The organism is Leptolyngbya sp. CCNP1308 (genome assembly GCF_034932455.1).
GTDB lineage: Bacteria > Cyanobacteriota > Cyanobacteriia > Phormidesmidales > Phormidesmidaceae > Nodosilinea.
On the sequence record NZ_JAYGIH010000003.1, the window covers coordinates 132,582 to 150,262 of the forward strand.

17 protein-coding genes are annotated in these 17,681 nt (G+C 58.9%); 6 read left to right on the forward strand and 11 right to left on the reverse strand.

Going from position 1 to position 17,681, the window contains the following annotated elements; translation table 11 throughout:
• Positions 1-163: 163 nt before the first annotated feature.
• The 5 genes from VB780_RS02730 to hemE all read right to left on the reverse strand — a co-directional run bounded on the left by VB780_RS02730 (position 164) and on the right by hemE (position 7,573).
• Positions 164-2,218, reverse strand: a complete 2,055-nt coding sequence (locus VB780_RS02730) for a response regulator (protein WP_323349602.1) — start codon at positions 2,216-2,218, stop codon at positions 164-166.
• Positions 2,215-2,604: a response regulator gene (locus VB780_RS02735; protein WP_323349603.1), complete on the reverse strand. Its 390-nt coding sequence runs from the start codon at positions 2,602-2,604 to the stop codon at positions 2,215-2,217. The genes VB780_RS02730 and VB780_RS02735 overlap by 4 nt, the downstream gene beginning before the upstream one ends.
• On the reverse strand, positions 2,601-5,447 hold the full coding sequence (locus VB780_RS02740) for a PAS domain S-box protein (RefSeq protein WP_323349604.1): 2,847 nt from the start codon (positions 5,445-5,447) through the stop codon (positions 2,601-2,603). Before VB780_RS02740 ends, VB780_RS02735 begins: the two co-directional genes overlap by 4 nt.
• A 158-nt stretch (positions 5,448-5,605) precedes the next feature.
• Positions 5,606-6,391 carry a PD-(D/E)XK nuclease family protein gene (locus VB780_RS02745; protein WP_323349605.1) on the reverse strand — a complete coding sequence of 262 codons (786 nt, stop codon included), beginning with the start codon at positions 6,389-6,391 and terminating at the stop codon, positions 5,606-5,608.
• A gap of 120 nt (positions 6,392-6,511) precedes the next feature.
• The gene (gene hemE, locus VB780_RS02750; RefSeq protein ID WP_323349606.1) at positions 6,512-7,573 is read right to left on the reverse strand and encodes a uroporphyrinogen decarboxylase; all 1,062 of its coding nucleotides are present in this window, start codon (positions 7,571-7,573) and stop codon (positions 6,512-6,514) included.
• A 342-nt stretch (positions 7,574-7,915) separates the two neighbouring features.
• Here hemE and VB780_RS02755 point away from each other — a divergent pair, with 342 nt between their 5' ends.
• On the forward strand, positions 7,916-8,437 hold the full coding sequence (locus VB780_RS02755) for a phycobiliprotein lyase (protein ID WP_323349607.1): 522 nt from the start codon (positions 7,916-7,918) through the stop codon (positions 8,435-8,437).
• 97 nt (positions 8,438-8,534) lie between these two features.
• On the opposite strand, the gene VB780_RS02760 is transcribed toward VB780_RS02755, so the two are convergent.
• Complete coding sequence (locus tag VB780_RS02760; RefSeq protein ID WP_323349608.1) at positions 8,535-8,885, reverse strand: NfeD family protein; 351 nt, start codon at positions 8,883-8,885, stop codon at positions 8,535-8,537.
• 204 nt (positions 8,886-9,089) lie between these two features.
• On the opposite strand from VB780_RS02760, the gene VB780_RS02765 reads away from it, so the two are divergent.
• Positions 9,090-10,586, forward strand: coding sequence for a hypothetical protein (locus VB780_RS02765; RefSeq protein WP_323349609.1), 1,497 nt, complete (start codon positions 9,090-9,092; stop codon positions 10,584-10,586).
• 42 nt (positions 10,587-10,628) lie between these two features.
• On the forward strand, positions 10,629-11,288 hold the full coding sequence (locus VB780_RS02770) for a helix-turn-helix domain-containing protein (protein WP_323349610.1): 660 nt from the start codon (positions 10,629-10,631) through the stop codon (positions 11,286-11,288).
• A gap of 363 nt (positions 11,289-11,651) precedes the next feature.
• On the opposite strand, the gene lysS is transcribed toward VB780_RS02770, so the two are convergent.
• From lysS to upp, 4 genes are all read right to left on the reverse strand, one after another.
• Positions 11,652-13,193 carry a lysine--tRNA ligase gene (gene lysS, locus VB780_RS02775; RefSeq protein ID WP_323349611.1) on the reverse strand — a complete coding sequence of 514 codons (1,542 nt, stop codon included), beginning with the start codon at positions 13,191-13,193 and terminating at the stop codon, positions 11,652-11,654.
• Between the two features lie 167 nt (positions 13,194-13,360).
• A complete protein-coding gene (locus tag VB780_RS02780) occupies positions 13,361-13,645 on the reverse strand; it encodes a YggT family protein (protein WP_317035063.1) in 285 nt (94 codons plus the stop codon).
• A gap of 108 nt (positions 13,646-13,753) precedes the next feature.
• Positions 13,754-14,080 (reverse strand): hypothetical protein, encoded by a 327-nt coding sequence (locus tag VB780_RS02785; protein ID WP_323349612.1) that lies wholly within the window; start codon positions 14,078-14,080, stop codon positions 13,754-13,756.
• A 162-nt stretch (positions 14,081-14,242) separates the two neighbouring features.
• Positions 14,243-14,896, reverse strand: a complete 654-nt coding sequence (gene upp, locus VB780_RS02790) for a uracil phosphoribosyltransferase (protein ID WP_323349613.1) — start codon at positions 14,894-14,896, stop codon at positions 14,243-14,245.
• Between the two features lie 264 nt (positions 14,897-15,160).
• On the opposite strand from upp, the gene VB780_RS02795 reads away from it, so the two are divergent.
• From VB780_RS02795 to VB780_RS02805, 3 genes are all read left to right on the forward strand, one after another.
• Positions 15,161-15,475 carry a YkvA family protein gene (locus VB780_RS02795; protein WP_323349614.1) on the forward strand — a complete coding sequence of 105 codons (315 nt, stop codon included), beginning with the start codon at positions 15,161-15,163 and terminating at the stop codon, positions 15,473-15,475.
• 117 nt (positions 15,476-15,592) lie between these two features.
• Entirely contained in the window at positions 15,593-16,216 is a 624-nt protein-coding gene (locus tag VB780_RS02800) for a hypothetical protein (protein WP_323349615.1), read from the forward strand.
• A 302-nt stretch (positions 16,217-16,518) separates the two neighbouring features.
• Positions 16,519-17,442: a hypothetical protein gene (locus tag VB780_RS02805; RefSeq protein WP_323349616.1), complete on the forward strand. Its 924-nt coding sequence runs from the start codon at positions 16,519-16,521 to the stop codon at positions 17,440-17,442.
• On the opposite strand, the gene VB780_RS02810 is transcribed toward VB780_RS02805, so the two are convergent.
• Positions 17,376-17,678 (reverse strand): hypothetical protein, encoded by a 303-nt coding sequence (locus VB780_RS02810; RefSeq protein ID WP_323349617.1) that lies wholly within the window; start codon positions 17,676-17,678, stop codon positions 17,376-17,378. The genes VB780_RS02805 and VB780_RS02810 overlap by 67 nt on opposite strands.
• Positions 17,679-17,681 lie beyond the last annotated feature (3 nt).

The window sequence follows — 17,681 nt, forward strand, 5'->3', positions numbered from 1 at the left end:
GAAGCGACTCAGCTGTGTCTAACCTCAGGTTAACCTGACCCTAACCCATGGTTTAACCAGGTTCTAGAAAATTCACCTGTTGAAGTTTTGTGCCTGGTTTTGTCGGTGTGTAACGGGAGATTTTAAGGATTAAGACAGACAGCTTTTTCACCCCCTCACTCCCTCACCCCGTTGCCCCATCCAATACTTGCCGCACCTTTTGGGCCAGCGCCGCCGGGGTAAAGGGCTTTTGCAAAAAGGCCACGCCCGCCTCAGACACGCCGTGGTGAATCACGGCATCGTCGGTGTAGCCCGAAAGAAACAGCACCTTGCAGTCGGGGCGTTTTAGGGCAATCTGGTCGGCCAGGTCGCGGCCCCCCATATGGGGCATCACCACATCGGACAGCAGCAGGTGAATCGGCCCCGGCTCTTGCTCGACGAGGTGCAGAGCATCGCTGCCATTAATGGCCTCCAGCACCCGGTAGCCGCACCGCTGCAAAATGAGAATTTCTAGGGCGCGCACGGCGTCTTCGTCTTCGACCACCAATACGGTTTCGCTGCCCTGGGGTAGGGTGCGCGATCGCGCGGGCGATCGCACCTCGGGCACCAGTTCGGCCACCCGAGGCAGGTAAATCTGAAACGTCGTCCCCTGACCCACCGTGCTCTCCACCGCAATGTGGCCCCCCGACTGCTTGACAATGCCGTGCACCGTGGTCAGACCCAAGCCGGTACCCTTGCCCACGGCCTTAGTGGTAAAAAATGGCTCAAACATGTTGGCCTGGGTCGCAGCATCTATGCCGCAGCCGGTATCCTGCATTGTCAGCCGCACGTAGTCGCCGGGGGCGAGGTCGGCCACGGTGCGGCAGTAGGCCTCATCCAGATGCACGGTCTTGGTTGCCAGGGTGAGGGTACCGCCCTGGGGCATGGCGTCGCGGGCGTTAACCGCCAGGTTCATCAACACCTGCTCAATTTGGCCGGGGTCGGCCTTAACTTGGCCCAGGGTGGAGCTGAGGGTGGTGACCAAACTAACGTCTTCGCCAATCAGGCGACGCAGCATGGTCTCGGTATTGCTGACCACGGTGTTGAGGTTAAACACCTGGGGCGCTAGCACCTGCTGACGACTAAAGGCCAGCAGCTGGCGGGTCAGCGTTCCGGCCTGCTCGCCCGCTTTGTAAATTTCACCCAGCAGCTCACTGGCGGGGTCATCGGTGGCGATGCGGCTCTGCAATAGCTCGCTGTAGCCCTTAATCACCGTGATTAGGTTGTTAAAGTCGTGGGCAATGCCCCCGGCCAGGCGACCGATCGCCTCCATTTTTTGGGCCTGGCGAAACTGTTCTTCGAGCCGCTTCTGTTCGGTCAGGTTGCGGGCCTGCACCAGGCAGGCGGGGCGACCCGCAAAGGTGAGCCCGTAGGCAGAAATTTCAACGTTGATAATGTCACCGTTTTTTTTCTGATGCCGCCAGAGACCCCGATGCTCCAGCGATGTTCCCGACTGAGCCAGCATCTTCAGTAAGACGGGCACATCCTCGGGAGGGCGTACATCTCGAATGGTCATGGTCAAAAACTCGTCGTAGCTGTAGCCATACTGGGCTACGGCGGCATCGTTGACGGCCAGATAGGCCAGGGTTTCGCGATCGTAGACAAACAGTGGGTCGGTGATAGCTTGAAACAGCTGCCGGTAGCGGGCTTCGCTGTCGCGCAGGGCGGCCTCGGTGCGCTTGCGTTGAGCGATTTCGGCCCCTAGCCGTCGATTGGTCTGCTGTAGGCCCTCGATTTTTTTCTCTAGCTTGCGAAACAGGGTCTCGCTGTAGTCTTTGAGCTGGGTATTTTCTTCGATCTGCGGCAGGCGCACCGAGGCCTGGGCCGGGTCTGGAGAAGCCAGCAGGGCCGTAATTGAGGTCATCAGAGCCTCGGGCTCAGCGGGCTTTACCACAAAGGCATCGGCCCCCAGGTCAAGGGCCAGGCGCTGATCTTTAGTGTCGGTGTAGGTGGCGGTGTAGACCATAAAGGGAATCGCCTTGAGTCGGTCGTCGGCCTTCCACTGGCGCAGCAGGGTGTAGCCATCCATCACCGGCATCAGCAGGTCGGAGATGATGAGTGCGGGGAGCCGCTGCCGGGCTTTAGTGAGGGCTTCGGCACCGTGGCGGGCCTCCTCGACGGTGTAGCCATGACCCTGGAGCAGCATGCGCAGCAGGTAGAGATTCTCTGCGTTGTCGTCAACGATTAGCACCGGGCTCATGGGGCGACATCTCCTTTAGCGACGGGCAAAAACCGCTCTACCTCGTCCCCAAACGACTCGGGGTCAATGGGTTTCTCGATGTAGCCCTCAGCCCCGGCGGCGAGACATTTTTCGCGATCGCCCACCATGGCGTAAGACGTAACCGCCACAATGGGGATGGATTTGAGCAGCGGGTCGCTCTTCAGGGCGTGGGCCACGGCGTGGCCATCCATGCCGGGCAGCTGAATGTCGAGCAAGATCAGGTCGGGGCGGTGGTTGGCAGCCATCTTCAGCCCCTGGGGGCCAGTTTCTGCCTGAAGAATTTCGTAGCCCCGCGTCTCCAGCAAAAACTGCACCAGATAGCGGTTTTGGGGGTTGTCTTCAATCAGCAGAATCGTTTTTTTCATAGTGTCTCCGGTACTTGCAGCGGCAGCGTCACGGTAAAGGTGCTGCCTTCCCCCCAGGTGCTCTTGGCCTGAATGTCGCCTCCCATCAGGTCAACCAGGCGGTGGCAGATCGCTAGACCCAGCCCCGTGCCGTCGTGGTTGCGCGCCAGTCCCGAGTCGATCTGCTGAAAGGGTTGAAACAGGGCGGGCAGATCCTCTGTCTGGATGCCCATGCCCGTGTCAGCAACCCGCAGGCGAACCGCCGCCGCTGACTCTGCCCCAGGCACCCAGTAATCATCGACTAATTCTGCAACCAGGGTGACTTCGCCATAGTCGGTAAATTTGATGGCGTTGCTCAGCAGGTTGAGCAAGACCTGCTCAAATCGACGCTGGTCGGCTACTGCTTCGCCCAGGTTGGGGGCGACTTCAACGCGCAGATCGAGCGATTTGGCGGCGGCCTGGGGCTGCACGATCGCCACCACCTTGGCAATTGACTGGTGCAGGTCAAAGGGCTCGCGGGCAACCTCCAGCTGCCCCGCCTCGATTTTAGAAATATCCAGCACGTCGTTGACCAGAGCCAGCAGGTGGCGGGCGCTAGTGCGCACCATGGCGAGCTGCTTACTCTGCTCAGCGTTGAGCGGCCCGGCCAGCTCCTGCAAGATGATGCCCGTAAAGCCAATGATTGAGTTGAGGGGGGTGCGCAGCTCGTGGCTCATGGTGGCGAGAAAGGCCGACTTGATGCGATCGGCAGCCTCGGCCTGGTGACGCTTTTCTCGCTCTGCTTCGGCCTGTAGACGAGCGGTCATGTCGGTGCCGATGCTGAGAATTTCAACCACATTGCCGTCAGCATCTAGCTCGATGCGGTTTGTCCAGGCGACCCAGACGTGCTGGCCATCGCGGCGCACATTTTCGTTGATGTTTTGCTCAAAGGCGGTAGGGTCGGCGCAAACGGCGTTCATCAGCTGTTGCAGGTCGCGCCCGCTGCTTTCGATGGGCGGCACAATGGTTTCCATTACGTGGCAACCGAGAATTTCGGCTTCGCTGTAGCCAAAGAACTGCTGGCCATACCCGTTGAGAAAAGTAATGCGCCCCTCGGCATTCCATCGCAGAATAATGCTGTTGGCGTGCTCGACCAGTTCGCGGTACTTGCGCTCGCTTTCGGCTAGCAGCGCTTCGGCCCGCCGCCGCTCCGAAAGATCAATGCCGACCCCCACCAGACACCAGGAGTTTTCAAACTGCACCCGCTGCCCAGTAAAAAAGTAGGGAGTGGCAGTGCCGTCTTTAGACACAAAAGCCGCCTCAATGGAAGACTCGCCCTCGGTAAACACCTGCCCAATGCGCTGCTCTAATCTTGCTCTATCGTCGTCCGCAAAGAAATGGAGGGGGTGCATTTGGGTAATCTCGTCGGCGGAGTAGCCAGAGACGCGCTCAAAGTTTTGGTTCCAGCGCAGAAAATGCCCCTCGGTATCGTAGAAGTAGAGAATGCCGGGCATGCTCTCGATCATCGTGTCGGTGAAGCGCATTTCGTCGCGCAGGGATTGCTCCGCCTGGCGGCGGGCCTCGTCGCGGGCAAAGGCATTGAGAGCAAAGGAGAGATCGCCAGCGGCCTCTTGGAGCAGGGCAACCTCTTTGTCGTAGAAGACATTGGGCTGTTCGGCATAGACGTTGAGCACCCCCACCACGGTCTCATCTAGCCAAATCGGAAAGTGGGCCGAGGCGCGAAACTTGCCGTGGGCGATCGCGCCGCGCCAGGCGCTGGTGGCCGGGTCATTGAGGGCGTCGTTGCAGATATAGGGTTGGTGCGATCGCAGGGCGATAACGGCCAAGCTAACCGACAGGTCAGAGGCGGGGTATTGATAATCCTCGGCGAGCATCAGGCTGGGCAGCAGGCTGCCGTCGTCGCCGTAGACGGCCACCGGTCTCAGCCCGTCGGTATCGGCGCGGTGCCACCCAATCCAGGCCATGCAGAAGCCGCCGTCGTCTACCAGCGCCTGGCACACCTTTTGCAACAGCTCGTCGCGGTCGGCAGTCCAGACAATGGCCTGGTTGATCTGGCTTAGGGCGGCGTAGAGCCGAGACATACGGGCAATCTCGCGATCGCGCTCCTTCAGCGCCGTCACGTCGCGCACAATGGCCGAGGTGCCGAGAATGCTGCCCCGGCTGTCCTTCAGTGGTGATGCGGCAATAGAAACGTAGATCAGTTGCCCATCTTTGCGGTGCCGCTGGGCCTCTAGCAGTTCAATGCGCTCACCCCGCCGAATCTTCTCCAAAATCAGGGTTGCCTCGCTCAGCTTGTCCGCTGGGTACAGCCGCGTTACGGGGGTGCCAATGATGTCGGCGGCGGTGTAGCCGTAGATAACCTCTGCCCCGGCATTCCAGCTTGTGACGATGCCGTTGAGGTCGGTGCTAATAATGGCATCGGAAGTCGATTCGACGATTGCCGCCATGCGATCGCGGTAGGTCTGGGCCGCGTTGCGATCGCTCAAGTCGCGAATCATCCCCATCAGAGTGCCGTCGGGCATGAGGGTGGCGATCACCTCCGCCACAAACACCGTGCCATCTTTGCGGCGAAACTGCCACTCGCGGTGGTGATCGCTGCGATCTTGAATTTCGCCCAGAGCCGAGTCGATGTGGGATACCTCGCTTTGCACCACGATATCTGAGGCATGCAGCCCAACAAACTCGTCGCGGCTGTAGCCAAACAGCTGACAGGCGCTGGCGTTGGCATCGAGGTAGTAGCCCTTGGCATCGGTCAGCACAATGCCTAACTGAGCATTATCAAACAGCGTGCGGTAGCGGGCTTCGCAGACCTGTAGCTGCTCGGCTAGAGCTTCCATAGACGGAGAAGAAGGGGGCTGCGACATAGAAATGCCCTTGGGAATGAGTAGTGTAAAATCGTCAAGGTCATTCTGTTATTGTCTCGATCTTAGCCTTTAGAAAGATGCGGCACACCAGAATCTATGCTGATTCTTTGGGTTACAGACCAGTTCAAGGGATCAGTTTGAGCATATTGGAGCAGTATTTACAGAGGCACCTCGGCAATATCTGCGATCGCCGGTAAGACCATGGCCCCCTCTAGACCAAAGCGCTCAGACCACCGTTGGCAGCGCACCGCAAAGGGGCACTGAGCACAGTAGCCCAGGGCCGGGTCTACCTTGGGCAGCTCGGTCTCGGTGGCCAGCAGCGCGGTGAGGGTGTCGGTCAGCCGCTGTAGATCGGCCTCGGTGCGGCGGTGCTGGGCAGCGGTGTAGGCAAAAGTAATACTGCTGGGGGGGGGCGGTGCCGCCTGGGCCGCTGGAGGGGCCACAAACCAGTAGGTCATCGTCACCTGGTTTGGGGACAGGTGGCTGGTTGCAACCAATAGATAGAGATACAGGCGAGTCTGCCACTCTCGGGCCAGCTGGGCCTGCTGAGGCGGATTTTGGTAGGTCTTCCAGTCGATAATTTGGCCGCTGGTCGGCCCCATTACCAGCAGGTCGTAGATGGCGGTGAGGGTGTAGCCATTAAAAGCCAGGGTGCGGCGGTGCTCGCTCTGGCGAAAGCCATCCCCCTGGGGCACAAAGAGATCTGGTGCAGCAGTCAGCAGGCCACAGACTGCGGCGTCTAGGGCCGCATCTTCTTTCAGCAGATCATCGACGGGTAGCCCCAAATCTCGCTGCTGCATTACCCGGTGAAACTCAGTGCCCCATCGCTGCCGCTCTAGCACAGCGGGATCTGTGGGCACCGTGTGATGCTCTAGATAGGTGTACTGATAGCGCCGGGGGCAGATCTCCAGCAGACGCAGATGGCCCTGGGTAAGGGAGAGCATAGAGGGTGGCTCTAAATCCGTTGCAGCCTAGCTCCTGATTTTGCTGGATTGGCTGAAAGGTTGACAGGTTAGAAGGTTGGCAAGCTCGAACTTTCTAACTTTCCAACCTTCTCCCTGACCCTAAACGGTCGCCAGCAACTTATCGACGTTTTTGGCAGTTTCAAAGAAGTAGGCGGCGTTTTCTTCGGGGGTACCGGGCAAAATGCCGTGGCCCAGGTTCATGATGTGGCCGCGATTGCCCGCTTTTTTGATGGTGTCGAGAATGCGATCGCGAATTAGCTCCTTCGAGCCAAACAAAATCGCCGGGTCAACATTGCCCTGCACGCCAATGCTGGGGCCAAGGCGACGGCGAGCCTCCGCCATATCCATCGTCCAGTCAACGCTGACGATATCCACGCCAGACTCGCCCATTAGGTCGAACACACCGGCGCTGCCGCTGATGTAGAGAATCAGGGGGGTATCGGGGTGGGTCTGCTTCACCTGCTGCACCACCCGCTGCTGGTAGGGCAGGGCAAAGGTGTGGTAGTCCATCGGGCTGAGCTGCCCGGCCCAGGAGTCAAACAGCTGCACCACCTGGGCACCGCAGTCGATCTGATAGCGCACGTAGGTGGCAATGTTGTCGGCCAGCTTGCCCAGCAGGGTGTGCAGCATCGCCGGTTCGCTAAAGGCCATGCCCTTGATGTTGGTGTAGCTCTTAGAGGTTTTGCCCTCCACGGCGTAGGCCGCCAGGGTCCAGGGAGAGCCCACAAAGCCCAGCACCGCAGCGTCGTTGCCCACTTCGCTGCGCAGGGTTTGCAGAATGGTGCGAATGTAGGGCAGCGCTGTCTCAGGATCTAGCTCGTGCACCGCGTCAATCTGCGCCTGGGTGCGAATCGGCGGGTCGATGATCGGCCCCTTGCTCTCCACGATGTCGAAGGGAATGCCCATGCCCGGCAGCGGCGTCAAAATATCCGAGAACATAATCACCCCGTCGGGGCGGAAGGCGCGCCAGGGTTGCAGCGAGATCTCGATCGCTAGATCGGCATTTTCGGAGCGATCGCGAAAGGACGGATATTTATCGCGCAGATCGCGGTACACCTGCATATAGCGCCCAGCCTGACGCATCATCCACACCGGGGGACGCTCTAGCACCTCATGACGGGCGGCGCGGAGCAACAAAGGTACCTGGTTCACTGCGGTCATGGAAGGCGTCACCAATTTACAAGAACAGCGTTTAAAAACAGCTTTCAGCGTAACCGTTAGCTTATCACTCTGTGATGCTTCTAAATTCTTACGGGAAAAGGGGTTCAGCACTTTTCCTCTCGCAACATTTGTACACAAAATGTCTTCGAAACGTTTCCTCATCCGTACAAAAGCTGGTTGCGAACCTCCTCTAAAGCCAGCGCATTGAGCAGAATGCTAACCCTTCTGGCAATCTCATAAGCGTTGTTGTAATCCACTTCGGCAAGCATCTGTCCCAGAAAAAGGAGCGCTTCGCCTTAGAATTAAAGACTGTGACTATTTGTCGAAACGCAGATTACTCCCATGGACATTGTGAACTTTTTTGAAACCCTGTCCGGCAAGTGGTTTTCGCAGCGCACCGTTCATAACCTGGCCAGTCAGAGTTCCCAAGCGGGGCAGTCTAATCTGCTGATTGAGTTTCTGCCCGCCACCGACAGCGACCTGGCCCAAGCCTGCGCCCCCCTCGGCCACGACCCGAGCCACATTGCCTGCGGCTTGCGGATTCACCAAGACAGCCAAATTGAGGGGGAAACCCAAAAAATCGAGGGCACCGCCCTGATGGTAGTTATGACCCCTACCGATGCAGGGGCCGGGACGCTGGTGCAGGCTGCATCGTCGTCGCCTGCGCTCCAGGGCAACTACCGGGTTGAAGACGATGTGCTGACCATCGTGACCCCCACCGATGCCGGGCAGATAGAAGAACGTCTGTGGTTCGCAAACCCCAACCTGCGCATGCGCACCAGCGTGCTCAAGACCGGGGATGGGGTGCAAATGGCCTCGTTTTGCTCAGAGATTCGCATGGGCGCGGCTAAGGCCGCAGCCTAAAAGTATCCCCACTAAAAACCTCCCTGCCGATGATGGGTATTCCCCAGTTCTGGTGACCCCAACGGGGGCTTGGGGTCAGGTCATCGACCTCAGGGGTTTAGAACAGGGGATCTGGCAGGGGTGCTTGGCCCTGGGGACTGGGCGACTGAAGGCCCAGTTGGCGATCGGGCAGCTTTTGCACGATTAATTCGTTGCCTTCGCGGCCCAGAACGGCCACTGTATCGCCAAGCCCCAGCGCCACATCGGGGGAGGCGGCGACCGCAGTCCAGTAGACCCCTTCAAACTTAACCTGGCACTTTCTGCCTTCTAGAAAGGCTTCAACCAGAGCTGTTTTATCGGTCCAAGCGCCCTCTGGAAAGGTGGGCTGCTCATCTGAGTCAGCAACCCACTGAATGTCTTGGGGAGAATCGGCCTCGGGAAAGACATCTTCGATCACGTCTTCGGTCATGGCTCTAACCTTTTGTAGGATAAGGACTAGTCTCGACGGGTTTTTGGGTTTGGAACTCCTTCTTGAGATAGATAGCACCCTGGAGATAGATAGCCGCTTGAGATAGATAGAATGTCACCATTAGAGCATTGGTAGGCCAGGGTAGTTGGCAGGGGCACCGCTAAGTCGCTATGCTGCCCTGGAATGTGAGGACAAACAACGGCTATGGCAGGGTCTCAGATCGAACAGTGGCAGGAGCCAGAACTCCAGACCGACCCAGTGGTGGAGAGTGCGGCAACGGCGGCAGCCATCACCCTGGCCCCGATGCCTGGGCCGCGGCCGCGCCCTCGGTGGCAGCGCCAGCTAGCGATCGCCGCTGGGATAGGTGCCCTGGGCAGTCTTGGCGGTCTGCTGTGGTGGCTCTTTTTGCGCACGCCGCCCCATCCCTACGTAATGGATATTTCGCCCTCCCAGAGTGAGTATGCGATCGCTCGCGGGGAGAGCCCGCGCCTGAGCTGGCAGGTGAGCAACCCTCGCCAGGTGCAGACCATGCTGCTGCGCGGCTACGCTCCGGACGGCACCCTGGTGTATGGCCCAGAAACCTACGACCTATCGGAGGGCCTGCCGGTTGGCCTACTGCCCTACTGTGATCTGACCAGACGGCTACTCACCTGTCGCGAGGTGCCCCTCGACCTGCGGGAGCCGGGTCAGTACCGCTTTGAGCTGACTCTGATGCCCGACATGGGCCTCAATCTAGCGCCTATCCAGGCCGAGAGCAGCCTGGTTACCGTGGCCGACCTGCCCCAGCCCACCGTGGTTGAGCTTGCCCCCGAGCAGGTGATTTATTCTGAAGCCGGTACTCAAGTTTCGGCCAGTACGCCGACCCTGGCCCCACCCGTTACCGAAGCTGGCATTCTCGTCAGCTGGATTGTGACTAATCCCGAGAGTCTGCAAGACCTGCTGCTGGTGGTGAAGCGGCCCGATGGCACCACCCTAGGGGGGCGGCGGTTTACCCTGCGCAACCCCGATGGCCCGGCCCAGGTGTCTCTGCCCGAAGAGCTTCAGCCCTTTTGCCAACTTCAAGATCGCCTGATTTGCCAGGGGGTGCCCAGCGGCATGGTGGAGGTGGGTCAGTACCAGTTTGAACTCACCCCGGTGCCTGTGAATCTGGGCGATCGCGAGCTGCCAGCGGCTAAACAGAGCGAGGTGGTGAATATTCAGCCCCGCCCGGTGCGCATTGCTGCGTTCACCATCAACGGACGCGAGGCCCAGCCTAAATATCTGGTGCCAGTAGAGCCGGGCCAGCAAATCCCCGGATTCCAGGTGGCCTGGCGGGTCGAGGGCGGATCAACGGCCAAGGTCGAACTGCTGCCTTCACCAGGGACGGTGGGCCTCCAGGGGTCGCTGTCGATGCCCCTTAGCCCGGCGGGTACCACGACGGTGACCCTGCGGGTTACCGATGGCCAAAACCCGCCCCTGGTGCGCGCCGTCACCTTTGAAACCTTCAACCCCCGGCCCAATCAGCCCGTGATTATCAACCAGGGCGGCGGTACCGCCAGCGGCAGTGGTCAAACCGCCCCCGCACCTAGGCCTACGCCCTCGCCCACCGCCCGTCCCCGCGATCCCCTAGGCGAAGGCATGCGCGACCCAGGGTCAACCCCCAGTAGCAATCTCCCCGATTTGCAAAACCGCCCGCCGGAAGAGTTAGACCTCAACTTTTAGGGCGGCATCAGTTATTAGCGGGTGTAGCGGGGGACTATGGCAATGTCGAGTTCTAACCGGGTAGATTACAGCCCAGCGCTGCGATCGCTGATGGCCCAGGCAAATATTGTCAGCTACCGTGCCCTCAGCCAGACAAGCGGCGTGCCCCGCACAGCGATCGACAGCCTGCGCCAGGGGCAGGTCGGGCGACTGCGCTTGGACGTGCTGCAACGCCTCGGCCAAACCCTGGGACTGCCGCTAGAGGCATTAGTGAACAGGTTTAGCTCGCCCAATGCGCCTCAGCCGACAGGTGGCTCCGGGGCTGAACTGATAGATCAGATTAAAGCTCTACGGCAGGAGTGCGATCGCCTCACTACCCAGCTCACCACCCAGGCCGATGCCGTGCGCCAGCAGGTGCAGCAGGAGGCGATCGCCCAGCTAGAGCCCTGGCTGGTGCAGTGGCCCACCGCCGCCCACGCCGCCCAGTACAAGGCCGATCTTCCCGCCCAAAAACTGCTCCCTCTGGTGCGCCCCGTAGAAACCCTGGTGCAGAATTGGGGCGTCACTCCTATAGAAACGGTCGGGGCTGAAGTGTCCTACGATCCGCAAATTCACCAGCCCAAGGCAGGGGTTTTGTCGCCAGGACAGCCAGTGAGGGTGAGCCATGTGGGCTACCGTCAGGGCGATCGCCTGCTGCATCGTGCCAAAGTTGCGCCGATCTAGGCCCAGACGTGGTTGTGCTCAACTTAGTGTCAAACCAGCAAAACATTTACCCTGGCTGTAAATACCCGATAAAGTTTTCGATTTTTTAGCAATTCCTTACGGAATTTGGGCTCCAGCGTGGGAATCTTATGCGTGGGTACGTCGTAACCGGGCAAGCCCACTGCACCCTTACTATACAGAACCCCACTTTCTAGCTGAACTCCCTATATTTGAAAAGCTCCCGGCCTAGGTCGGGAGCTTTTCGTTAAAGCGCATCTGTAGGTGAAATCTGGGTTAGAACAGCCCAAAATGCCAAGATTTAAGCCTATCAGCCATTCTTTTCATTTTTCGCTCTTCTGTTTTCGTTCTTTGGCCATATTCCCCCTACTCCTCCCGCTCCGGCTTCAGCAATGGGAATGCGATCACATCGCGAATGCTGGGGCTATCGGTGAGCAGCATCACCAGGCGATCGATGCCAATGCCTTCACCACAGGTAGGCGGCATACCGTGCTCCAGCGCCGTCAGGAAGTCTTCATCCACCCCGGTCGCTTCCAGATCGCCCGCTGCCTTGCGCGCCGCCTGAAGCTCAAAGCGCTGCCGCTGGTCGATGGGGTCGGTCAACTCCGAAAAGCCGTTGGCGGTCTCGCGGCCCACCACAAACAGCTCGAATCGCTCTACCACCCCAGGTCGGCTGCGGTGGGGCTTCGACAGGGGCGAAATTTCGACCGGGTGGTCGATCAGAAACGTCGGCTGAATCAGGGTTTCTTCAATTTTTTGCTCAAAGACTTCGTTCAGCAGTTTGCCAATCGAGTCGCAGTCGTCGGCACCGTGCAGTTTGAGCTCCTTCACCGCCGCCTGGGCTTCTTCAAGAGTGGTGAACTGGCGAAAATCTAGCCCAGTGTGCTCCTGCACCAGGTCGTGCATCGTCACCCGCTTCCAGGGCGGGGTCAGATCGATATCTACACCCTGGTAAGTAATCTTGAGCGTACCCAGAATGTCTTTAGCGAGGGTCGCAATCAGGTCTTCCGTCAGATTCATCAAATCGTGGTAGTCGGCGTAGGCCTGGTAAAACTCCACGCTGGTGAACTCGGGGTTGTGGCGGGTCGACACGCCCTCGTTGCGAAAGATGCGGCCAATCTCAAACACCCGCTCAAAGCCGCCCACCACCAGCCGCTTCAGGTGCAGCTCAGTGGCGATGCGTAGGTAGAGATCCATCTCCAGGGTGTTGTGGTAGGTGACGAAGGGGCGCGCCTCGGCTCCCCCGGCCTCGCTTTGCAGCACCGGGGTTTCGATCTCTAAGAATCCCCGATCTTCCAAATAGCGCCGAATGCCGGAGGTAATCAGCGCCCGCTTGCGAAAGGTGTCGCGCACGGTGGGGTTGACGATAAGATCCACGTAGCGCTGGCGGTAGCGCTTGGCCACATCCGTCAGGCCGTGCCACTTGTCGGGCAGGGGCAGCAGCGCCTTGGTGAGCAAGGCATATTCCTGCACTTTGACCGAGAGTTCGCCCTTCTCGGTGCGCTTGATGGTGCCGCGCACGCCCAGAATGTCGCCCACGTCGGTGAGCTGCTTCAGGTGTTCAAAGGCCTGCTCATCCGCCGCGCCCATGTGCTCTTGGATGGTGGCCTTTTCAAGGTAGAGCTGAATGATGCCGCTCTCATCTTGCAGGGTGAAGAAGGCCAGTTTGCCAAACACCCGCCGCGCCAAAATTCTGCCGGCCAGGGAAACGGTCGCATCTACCTCGGCCCCGGCTTCTAAATCGGCATATTTGGCCTGCAAGTCGGCGGTGTGGTGGGTGACATCCCACCGATAGGCAAAGGGGTTTTGGCCGAGCTGCTTGAGGTCTTCTACCTTTTGCAGGCGGGCGGCGCGAATTTCGTCAAGGCTGGAGGCGCTTTGGCCTGGGCGGTTAGAGTCAGACGACATAGCTAGGGGGTGAATGGCAAAACGTCACAAGCCCCCATTATAGGGAACCCTGGCCCCTGCACCGCGAAGAGCAGCAATCCTTTCAAGCAAATAAGCCCAACCGCTAAATCCCTGCCGTTTGGAGAGGAGCTAGCGGTTGGGCTTAAGTTGAAGCTGGCAGTGGAAGCCTAGAAGTAGGCGTAGGAGGATGCCGTGGCGGCGGCGATCGCAACCAACCCCTGCCGCAAAAACGACAGTAGCAAAAAGGCCAGGATGGGCGAGAGATCAATGCCGCCTAGGGGAGGAATGATCGAGCGAAACAGGTTCAAGTAGGGGTCAGTTAGCTGGCTCAGCACCGAGAAGGGCGGGCTAAACCAATCCACATTGGGAAACCAGCTCAGAAGAATGCGCACGATCAGCAGGATCGTATAGATCGATAAAAACGTGGTGAGGGTTTGTACCAATATGTCCATTTGAGAACCTCGGCAGTAGTCGTTATCAACAATACACGGAGCGTCTAAGTCTGTCAGTTAGTGTAACGGTTTGCTTCGTCTAGCACGGCGCGAACCCGGTAGATTTGCTTAAGAGTCTATGCGGGAGGGGCTTTCCCAAGGGCGCTCAGAGTGGCCGTTAACGCTGCCAAGCTGCTGCCGCACGTCATCGATCGCATCGTTGAGCTGGGCAATTTTGTCTTCTAGGCCGAGGCGGGCGGCTTCAATGCTCTCTTCGTCGGGGTCGTCAAACTCGCCAAAAGCCAGGCTGCCGCTAGTTTTGGGTAGTGCAGACTTGGCTTTGCCCCCCGACTGCTGCATGCGCGATGCCGCCAGCGCACCCACCACGCCGCCCAGAGCGCCACCCACCAGAGTGCCGAGTAAAAAACCGCCGACGAAATTGTCTTGCTGACTCATAGGTTTTGCCTACCTAACCCCAAAAAAGAAACCCGATGAACCGTTGCCTAGAATACTCCATTGTGCCAAAGCTTAGGGTGCGATGCCATCGTACCCCCTACCTATTTACATTCTGACGGATTTTCGGGCGATCGCCGATTCTGTGTCCCCTGATCAAGCTAGCTAGGTGCCAAAGGTGCGATCGCCCGCATCCCCCAGCCCCGGCACGATAAATCCGTGCTCATTCACCGTCTCGTCGATCATGGCGGTGTAGATGGTCACGGTGGGGTAGGCCGCCGCCAGCTTTTGCAGGGCCGGCGGTGCCGCCACAATCGAAATAATCCGCACCACCGCTGGGTCAATGCCCCGCTGGGTCAGCTCAGCCATCATCGCCATGATGGTGCCGCCCGTGGCCAGCATCGGCTCGCTGATGATTACCCGCGTGGCGGGGTCGAGCTGGGCCGGCAGCTTGTTGAGGTAGCAGCTCGCCTCCAAAGTTTCTTCGTTGCGCACGAAGCCCACGTGATACACCGAGGCTAGGGGCAGCAGCGCCTGAATACCGGGCATCAGCGCCAGCCCCGCCCGCAAAATCGGCACGATCATCGTCGGCACCTCAGGGTTAATAAAGGTGGCCGGGGCCGGGCCGAGGGGCGTATTCACCGTCGTATCCATGGTCGGCACCCACTCGCGGATGGCCTCGTAGGTGAGCCAGCGGCCCAGTTCTTCCATCGCTGAGCGAAACAGCGGCCCCGGCGTATCGGCATCGCGGGCGACCCCCAGCCAGTGCTTAACCAACGGATGCGGCGGAACATAAATGCGCAGTTGAAAGGATGACATAACCCAGGTGCCCGCGAAAAATCTGCCACATCATACCCCGGAGTTTCCCAGCAACGCGATTTCTTCCCCATCTCCCGCAACTTCTCCGCTCTTCAATTCAAAATTCAAAACTCTCCTCTCCAACTTCCCCTGCTCGCCCACTCCCCTACGGCTTTCCCTCTACGGTCGATTCGGTGTAAAAACCCCGCTTTTTCACGGGTAAGCCACACCTGTGCCAATCCCATGCCTCTGTCAAGATAGTCATATCGGCGAAAGGAGATAGCAATGGCAAAACGATTTTTTGGTAAGCCCTTTATGAACTGGTATCGTCAGTTGCTCCGCAACTCGAAATATCGTTGGGTTGTGCTGTTTGGCACCCTAGTTTATCTGGTGAGCCCCATTGATATTGCCCCCGATATGTTTCCCATTTTGGGCTGGCTAGATGATGGCCTCATCGCCACGATCGCTATCACCGAAATCACTCAGATCTTGCTCGATCGCAAACGCAACCTCCGCCAGGTTGACGAGACTGTGGCCATGGCAGAAGCGGTCAAGATCAATGAAACCGTAATTGACGTAGATTCTGTTGCCGTCATCTAACCCTAGCTAAGTCGGGCCGTGGGACACCACCTGAGAGTAACCCCGGCCTCCTGCTTGAACTAGCAAAAACCAGAAAATTTAACTTTTCAACCCCATTTTTAATTAGGAGAAGCCCCCATGACTAACCCCGTACAAGACCGCGTCAAGACCGAGTGGGAAAAAGCTCAAAAAGAAGGTGGCCAGCGCGCCAGCCGCATTCGCGAAATTGTCAAAGCTGCTGCCGCTGAAGCTCTAGCTGAGTTAAGAGATGGCTCCAGCGAAATCGAAACCCAGGGCCGCAAAACCCTGGCCGAAATGATTGATCAACTCAGGGCCAATGAAGCCGCCGATGCCGCCGCCGCTGAAGCGGTTGCCGATGCAGTCGCCGAAGCCGTCCAAGCCGAAGCTGTCCAAGCTGAAGCCATCGAGGCTGAGGTCGCTACTGAGACCGATGCCCCGGCCCCCACCTGGGCGCAAATCTTTGCCGACCTGCGCTACCTGGCCAACGATCGCAAAGTCGGCTGGGCCCAGCAAATTCTGGCTGGCCTACAGACCCAGGTCGATCGCTTCGATGCCGATATGGCCACGGAGTATGGCGATCGCTACGGCGTTGTGCGTCCCCTAGTGCGCGGCTTTCGCTCCTTAGTGGCGCTGGCCTACAGCAAAATCGGCCAGCCCGCTGAGCCCGCCGCGCCCACCCCCGTCCACATCGTTGTGCTAGACGATGTCGAAACCCCGGTGGATGACTCGACGAATGCTTAGTTTTGGTTGGTTGTGTGTTTGAACCCTAGGTAAAGCAAAAGCGCCCCCGCGTGACATCGTCGGGGCGCTTTTTTATTGAGGATGCGGTTCTGATGCGGTGAGCACCAAAAACGGTAACGAAGTACGGCGGTTACATTGCGCTGTGCAAACCTGTGCAACGTTTCCTGGCCTTGGACTGTACGCCTGCGGGTCGGCTTGATAGAACAGTGACACCACGGGTTTGGTGGCTAGATCTAGCTTTGCCCAGCAACCCTGTGCCCAACAGCATTAGCAATACTCCTCATTTTGGCGAGTGTTTACCTATGGTTAGCTCTCCTCTCGCCCAGCCTTTTCAACGCGCTCAGCCAGGAAATGGCCTGTCTGCCGCCGACCCGCAGTTAGCCCTGGCTGTAGCCGACGATGGGTTTTTGCGATCGCTGCTCACCGAGAGCTTGCCTGCGATCGCCCACCCCCACGAAATTGGCTCCGTCACCGTCGAAGTCGGCGTGCCCCTGCCCCAAAGTCACAGTGCCCATGGCCAGGGCCGTATGGATGCCCTGCTCACCTTCGAGCACATCAACTGCGTGCTGGCCGGGTCGTACCCCGATGCGCCGCCGCTGCCCGATGTCCACAACCACCGCGAGTACCAGGCTATTACCCCCTGCCACTCCGACCTCGCCACCCTGGCACAGAATGTTTCGCTCACTGAGGCAGAGGCCTTGCTGGCGCGATCGGGCTTTGACCCCGACGAGGTACAACACATTATCAATCTGCCATCCCAGGGATGGCATAAGTCGTGGTGGTACAGCCTGGCTCCGGATGGGTTTCTCACCGTGCCCTTTCAGCGCCATATTCGCAGCCGCTGCTACGCCGACGGCACCGTCACCCTACAGTTCAAAGACCACTATGCCCAACAGCGACCCGAGGGCTTTCATAGCCAGCCTCAAAAGCTGCCGGTGATCGTGCATTCACCCCAAATTAGCTTTTGCGACAACCTGGCCCAAATCAACCTCAGCCGCCAGGCCTTAGAAATTCCCCAGGCGATTTTGATCGCCGATAATTTGTCAGAACTCGAAGTCGAGGGCTACATTCGCCAAAATGTCAGCCTTTACCGCCAGCGCAGCCTAGAGCACCTGCTCAACGCCAACTGCCGCTCCTGCGCCCAGACCAAGTGCCCGCTTCAGGGGGTAGACTCGTCGCCTGTGCTGGCCTGTAGGTCGTTCCGCCCGGTGGAAGTGGGAACGTAAACCTGCCCAGGTGGGTTCAACAGCACCGGCATTTTGCTAGAGGTAGCGTGGCGCTGAATTTGTCCCCAACTCAGGGTGACGGCCCCGCCCGCTAGCAGCAGGCCAAACAACGCTAAAGAAACCTTGTCTTCTGTCGCCCCCATAAGGCCATCGACAGCGCCTACGGTGAGCGCTGTAGCCAGCCACGGTTGTTTTCTAAAAAGCGCCTTAATGGGTCGATCTCCCGAATGTAGCAAGGT

What these genes read in the sequence shown, in the direction of transcription:
- VB780_RS02730 (WP_323349602.1), bottom strand. Translation starts at nt 2,218, where the DNA reads ATGAGCCCGGTGCTAATCGTTGACGACAACGCAGAGAATCTCTACCTG.
- VB780_RS02735 (WP_323349603.1), bottom strand. Translation starts at nt 2,604, where the DNA reads ATGAAAAAAACGATTCTGCTGATTGAAGACAACCCCCAAAACCGCTAT.
- VB780_RS02740 (WP_323349604.1), bottom strand. Translation starts at nt 5,447, where the DNA reads ATGTCGCAGCCCCCTTCTTCTCCGTCTATGGAAGCTCTAGCCGAGCAG.
- VB780_RS02745 (WP_323349605.1), bottom strand. Translation starts at nt 6,391, where the DNA reads ATGCTCTCCCTTACCCAGGGCCATCTGCGTCTGCTGGAGATCTGCCCC.
- hemE (WP_323349606.1), bottom strand. Translation starts at nt 7,573, where the DNA reads ATGACCGCAGTGAACCAGGTACCTTTGTTGCTCCGCGCCGCCCGTCAT.
- VB780_RS02755 (WP_323349607.1), top strand. Translation starts at nt 7,916, where the DNA reads ATGGACATTGTGAACTTTTTTGAAACCCTGTCCGGCAAGTGGTTTTCG.
- VB780_RS02760 (WP_323349608.1), bottom strand. Translation starts at nt 8,885, where the DNA reads ATGACCGAAGACGTGATCGAAGATGTCTTTCCCGAGGCCGATTCTCCC.
- VB780_RS02765 (WP_323349609.1), top strand. Translation starts at nt 9,090, where the DNA reads ATGGCAGGGTCTCAGATCGAACAGTGGCAGGAGCCAGAACTCCAGACC.
- VB780_RS02770 (WP_323349610.1), top strand. Translation starts at nt 10,629, where the DNA reads ATGTCGAGTTCTAACCGGGTAGATTACAGCCCAGCGCTGCGATCGCTG.
- lysS (WP_323349611.1), bottom strand. Translation starts at nt 13,193, where the DNA reads ATGTCGTCTGACTCTAACCGCCCAGGCCAAAGCGCCTCCAGCCTTGAC.
- VB780_RS02780 (WP_317035063.1), bottom strand. Translation starts at nt 13,645, where the DNA reads ATGGACATATTGGTACAAACCCTCACCACGTTTTTATCGATCTATACG.
- VB780_RS02785 (WP_323349612.1), bottom strand. Translation starts at nt 14,080, where the DNA reads ATGAGTCAGCAAGACAATTTCGTCGGCGGTTTTTTACTCGGCACTCTG.
- upp (WP_323349613.1), bottom strand. Translation starts at nt 14,896, where the DNA reads ATGTCATCCTTTCAACTGCGCATTTATGTTCCGCCGCATCCGTTGGTT.
- VB780_RS02795 (WP_323349614.1), top strand. Translation starts at nt 15,161, where the DNA reads ATGGCAAAACGATTTTTTGGTAAGCCCTTTATGAACTGGTATCGTCAG.
- VB780_RS02800 (WP_323349615.1), top strand. Translation starts at nt 15,593, where the DNA reads ATGACTAACCCCGTACAAGACCGCGTCAAGACCGAGTGGGAAAAAGCT.
- VB780_RS02805 (WP_323349616.1), top strand. Translation starts at nt 16,519, where the DNA reads ATGGTTAGCTCTCCTCTCGCCCAGCCTTTTCAACGCGCTCAGCCAGGA.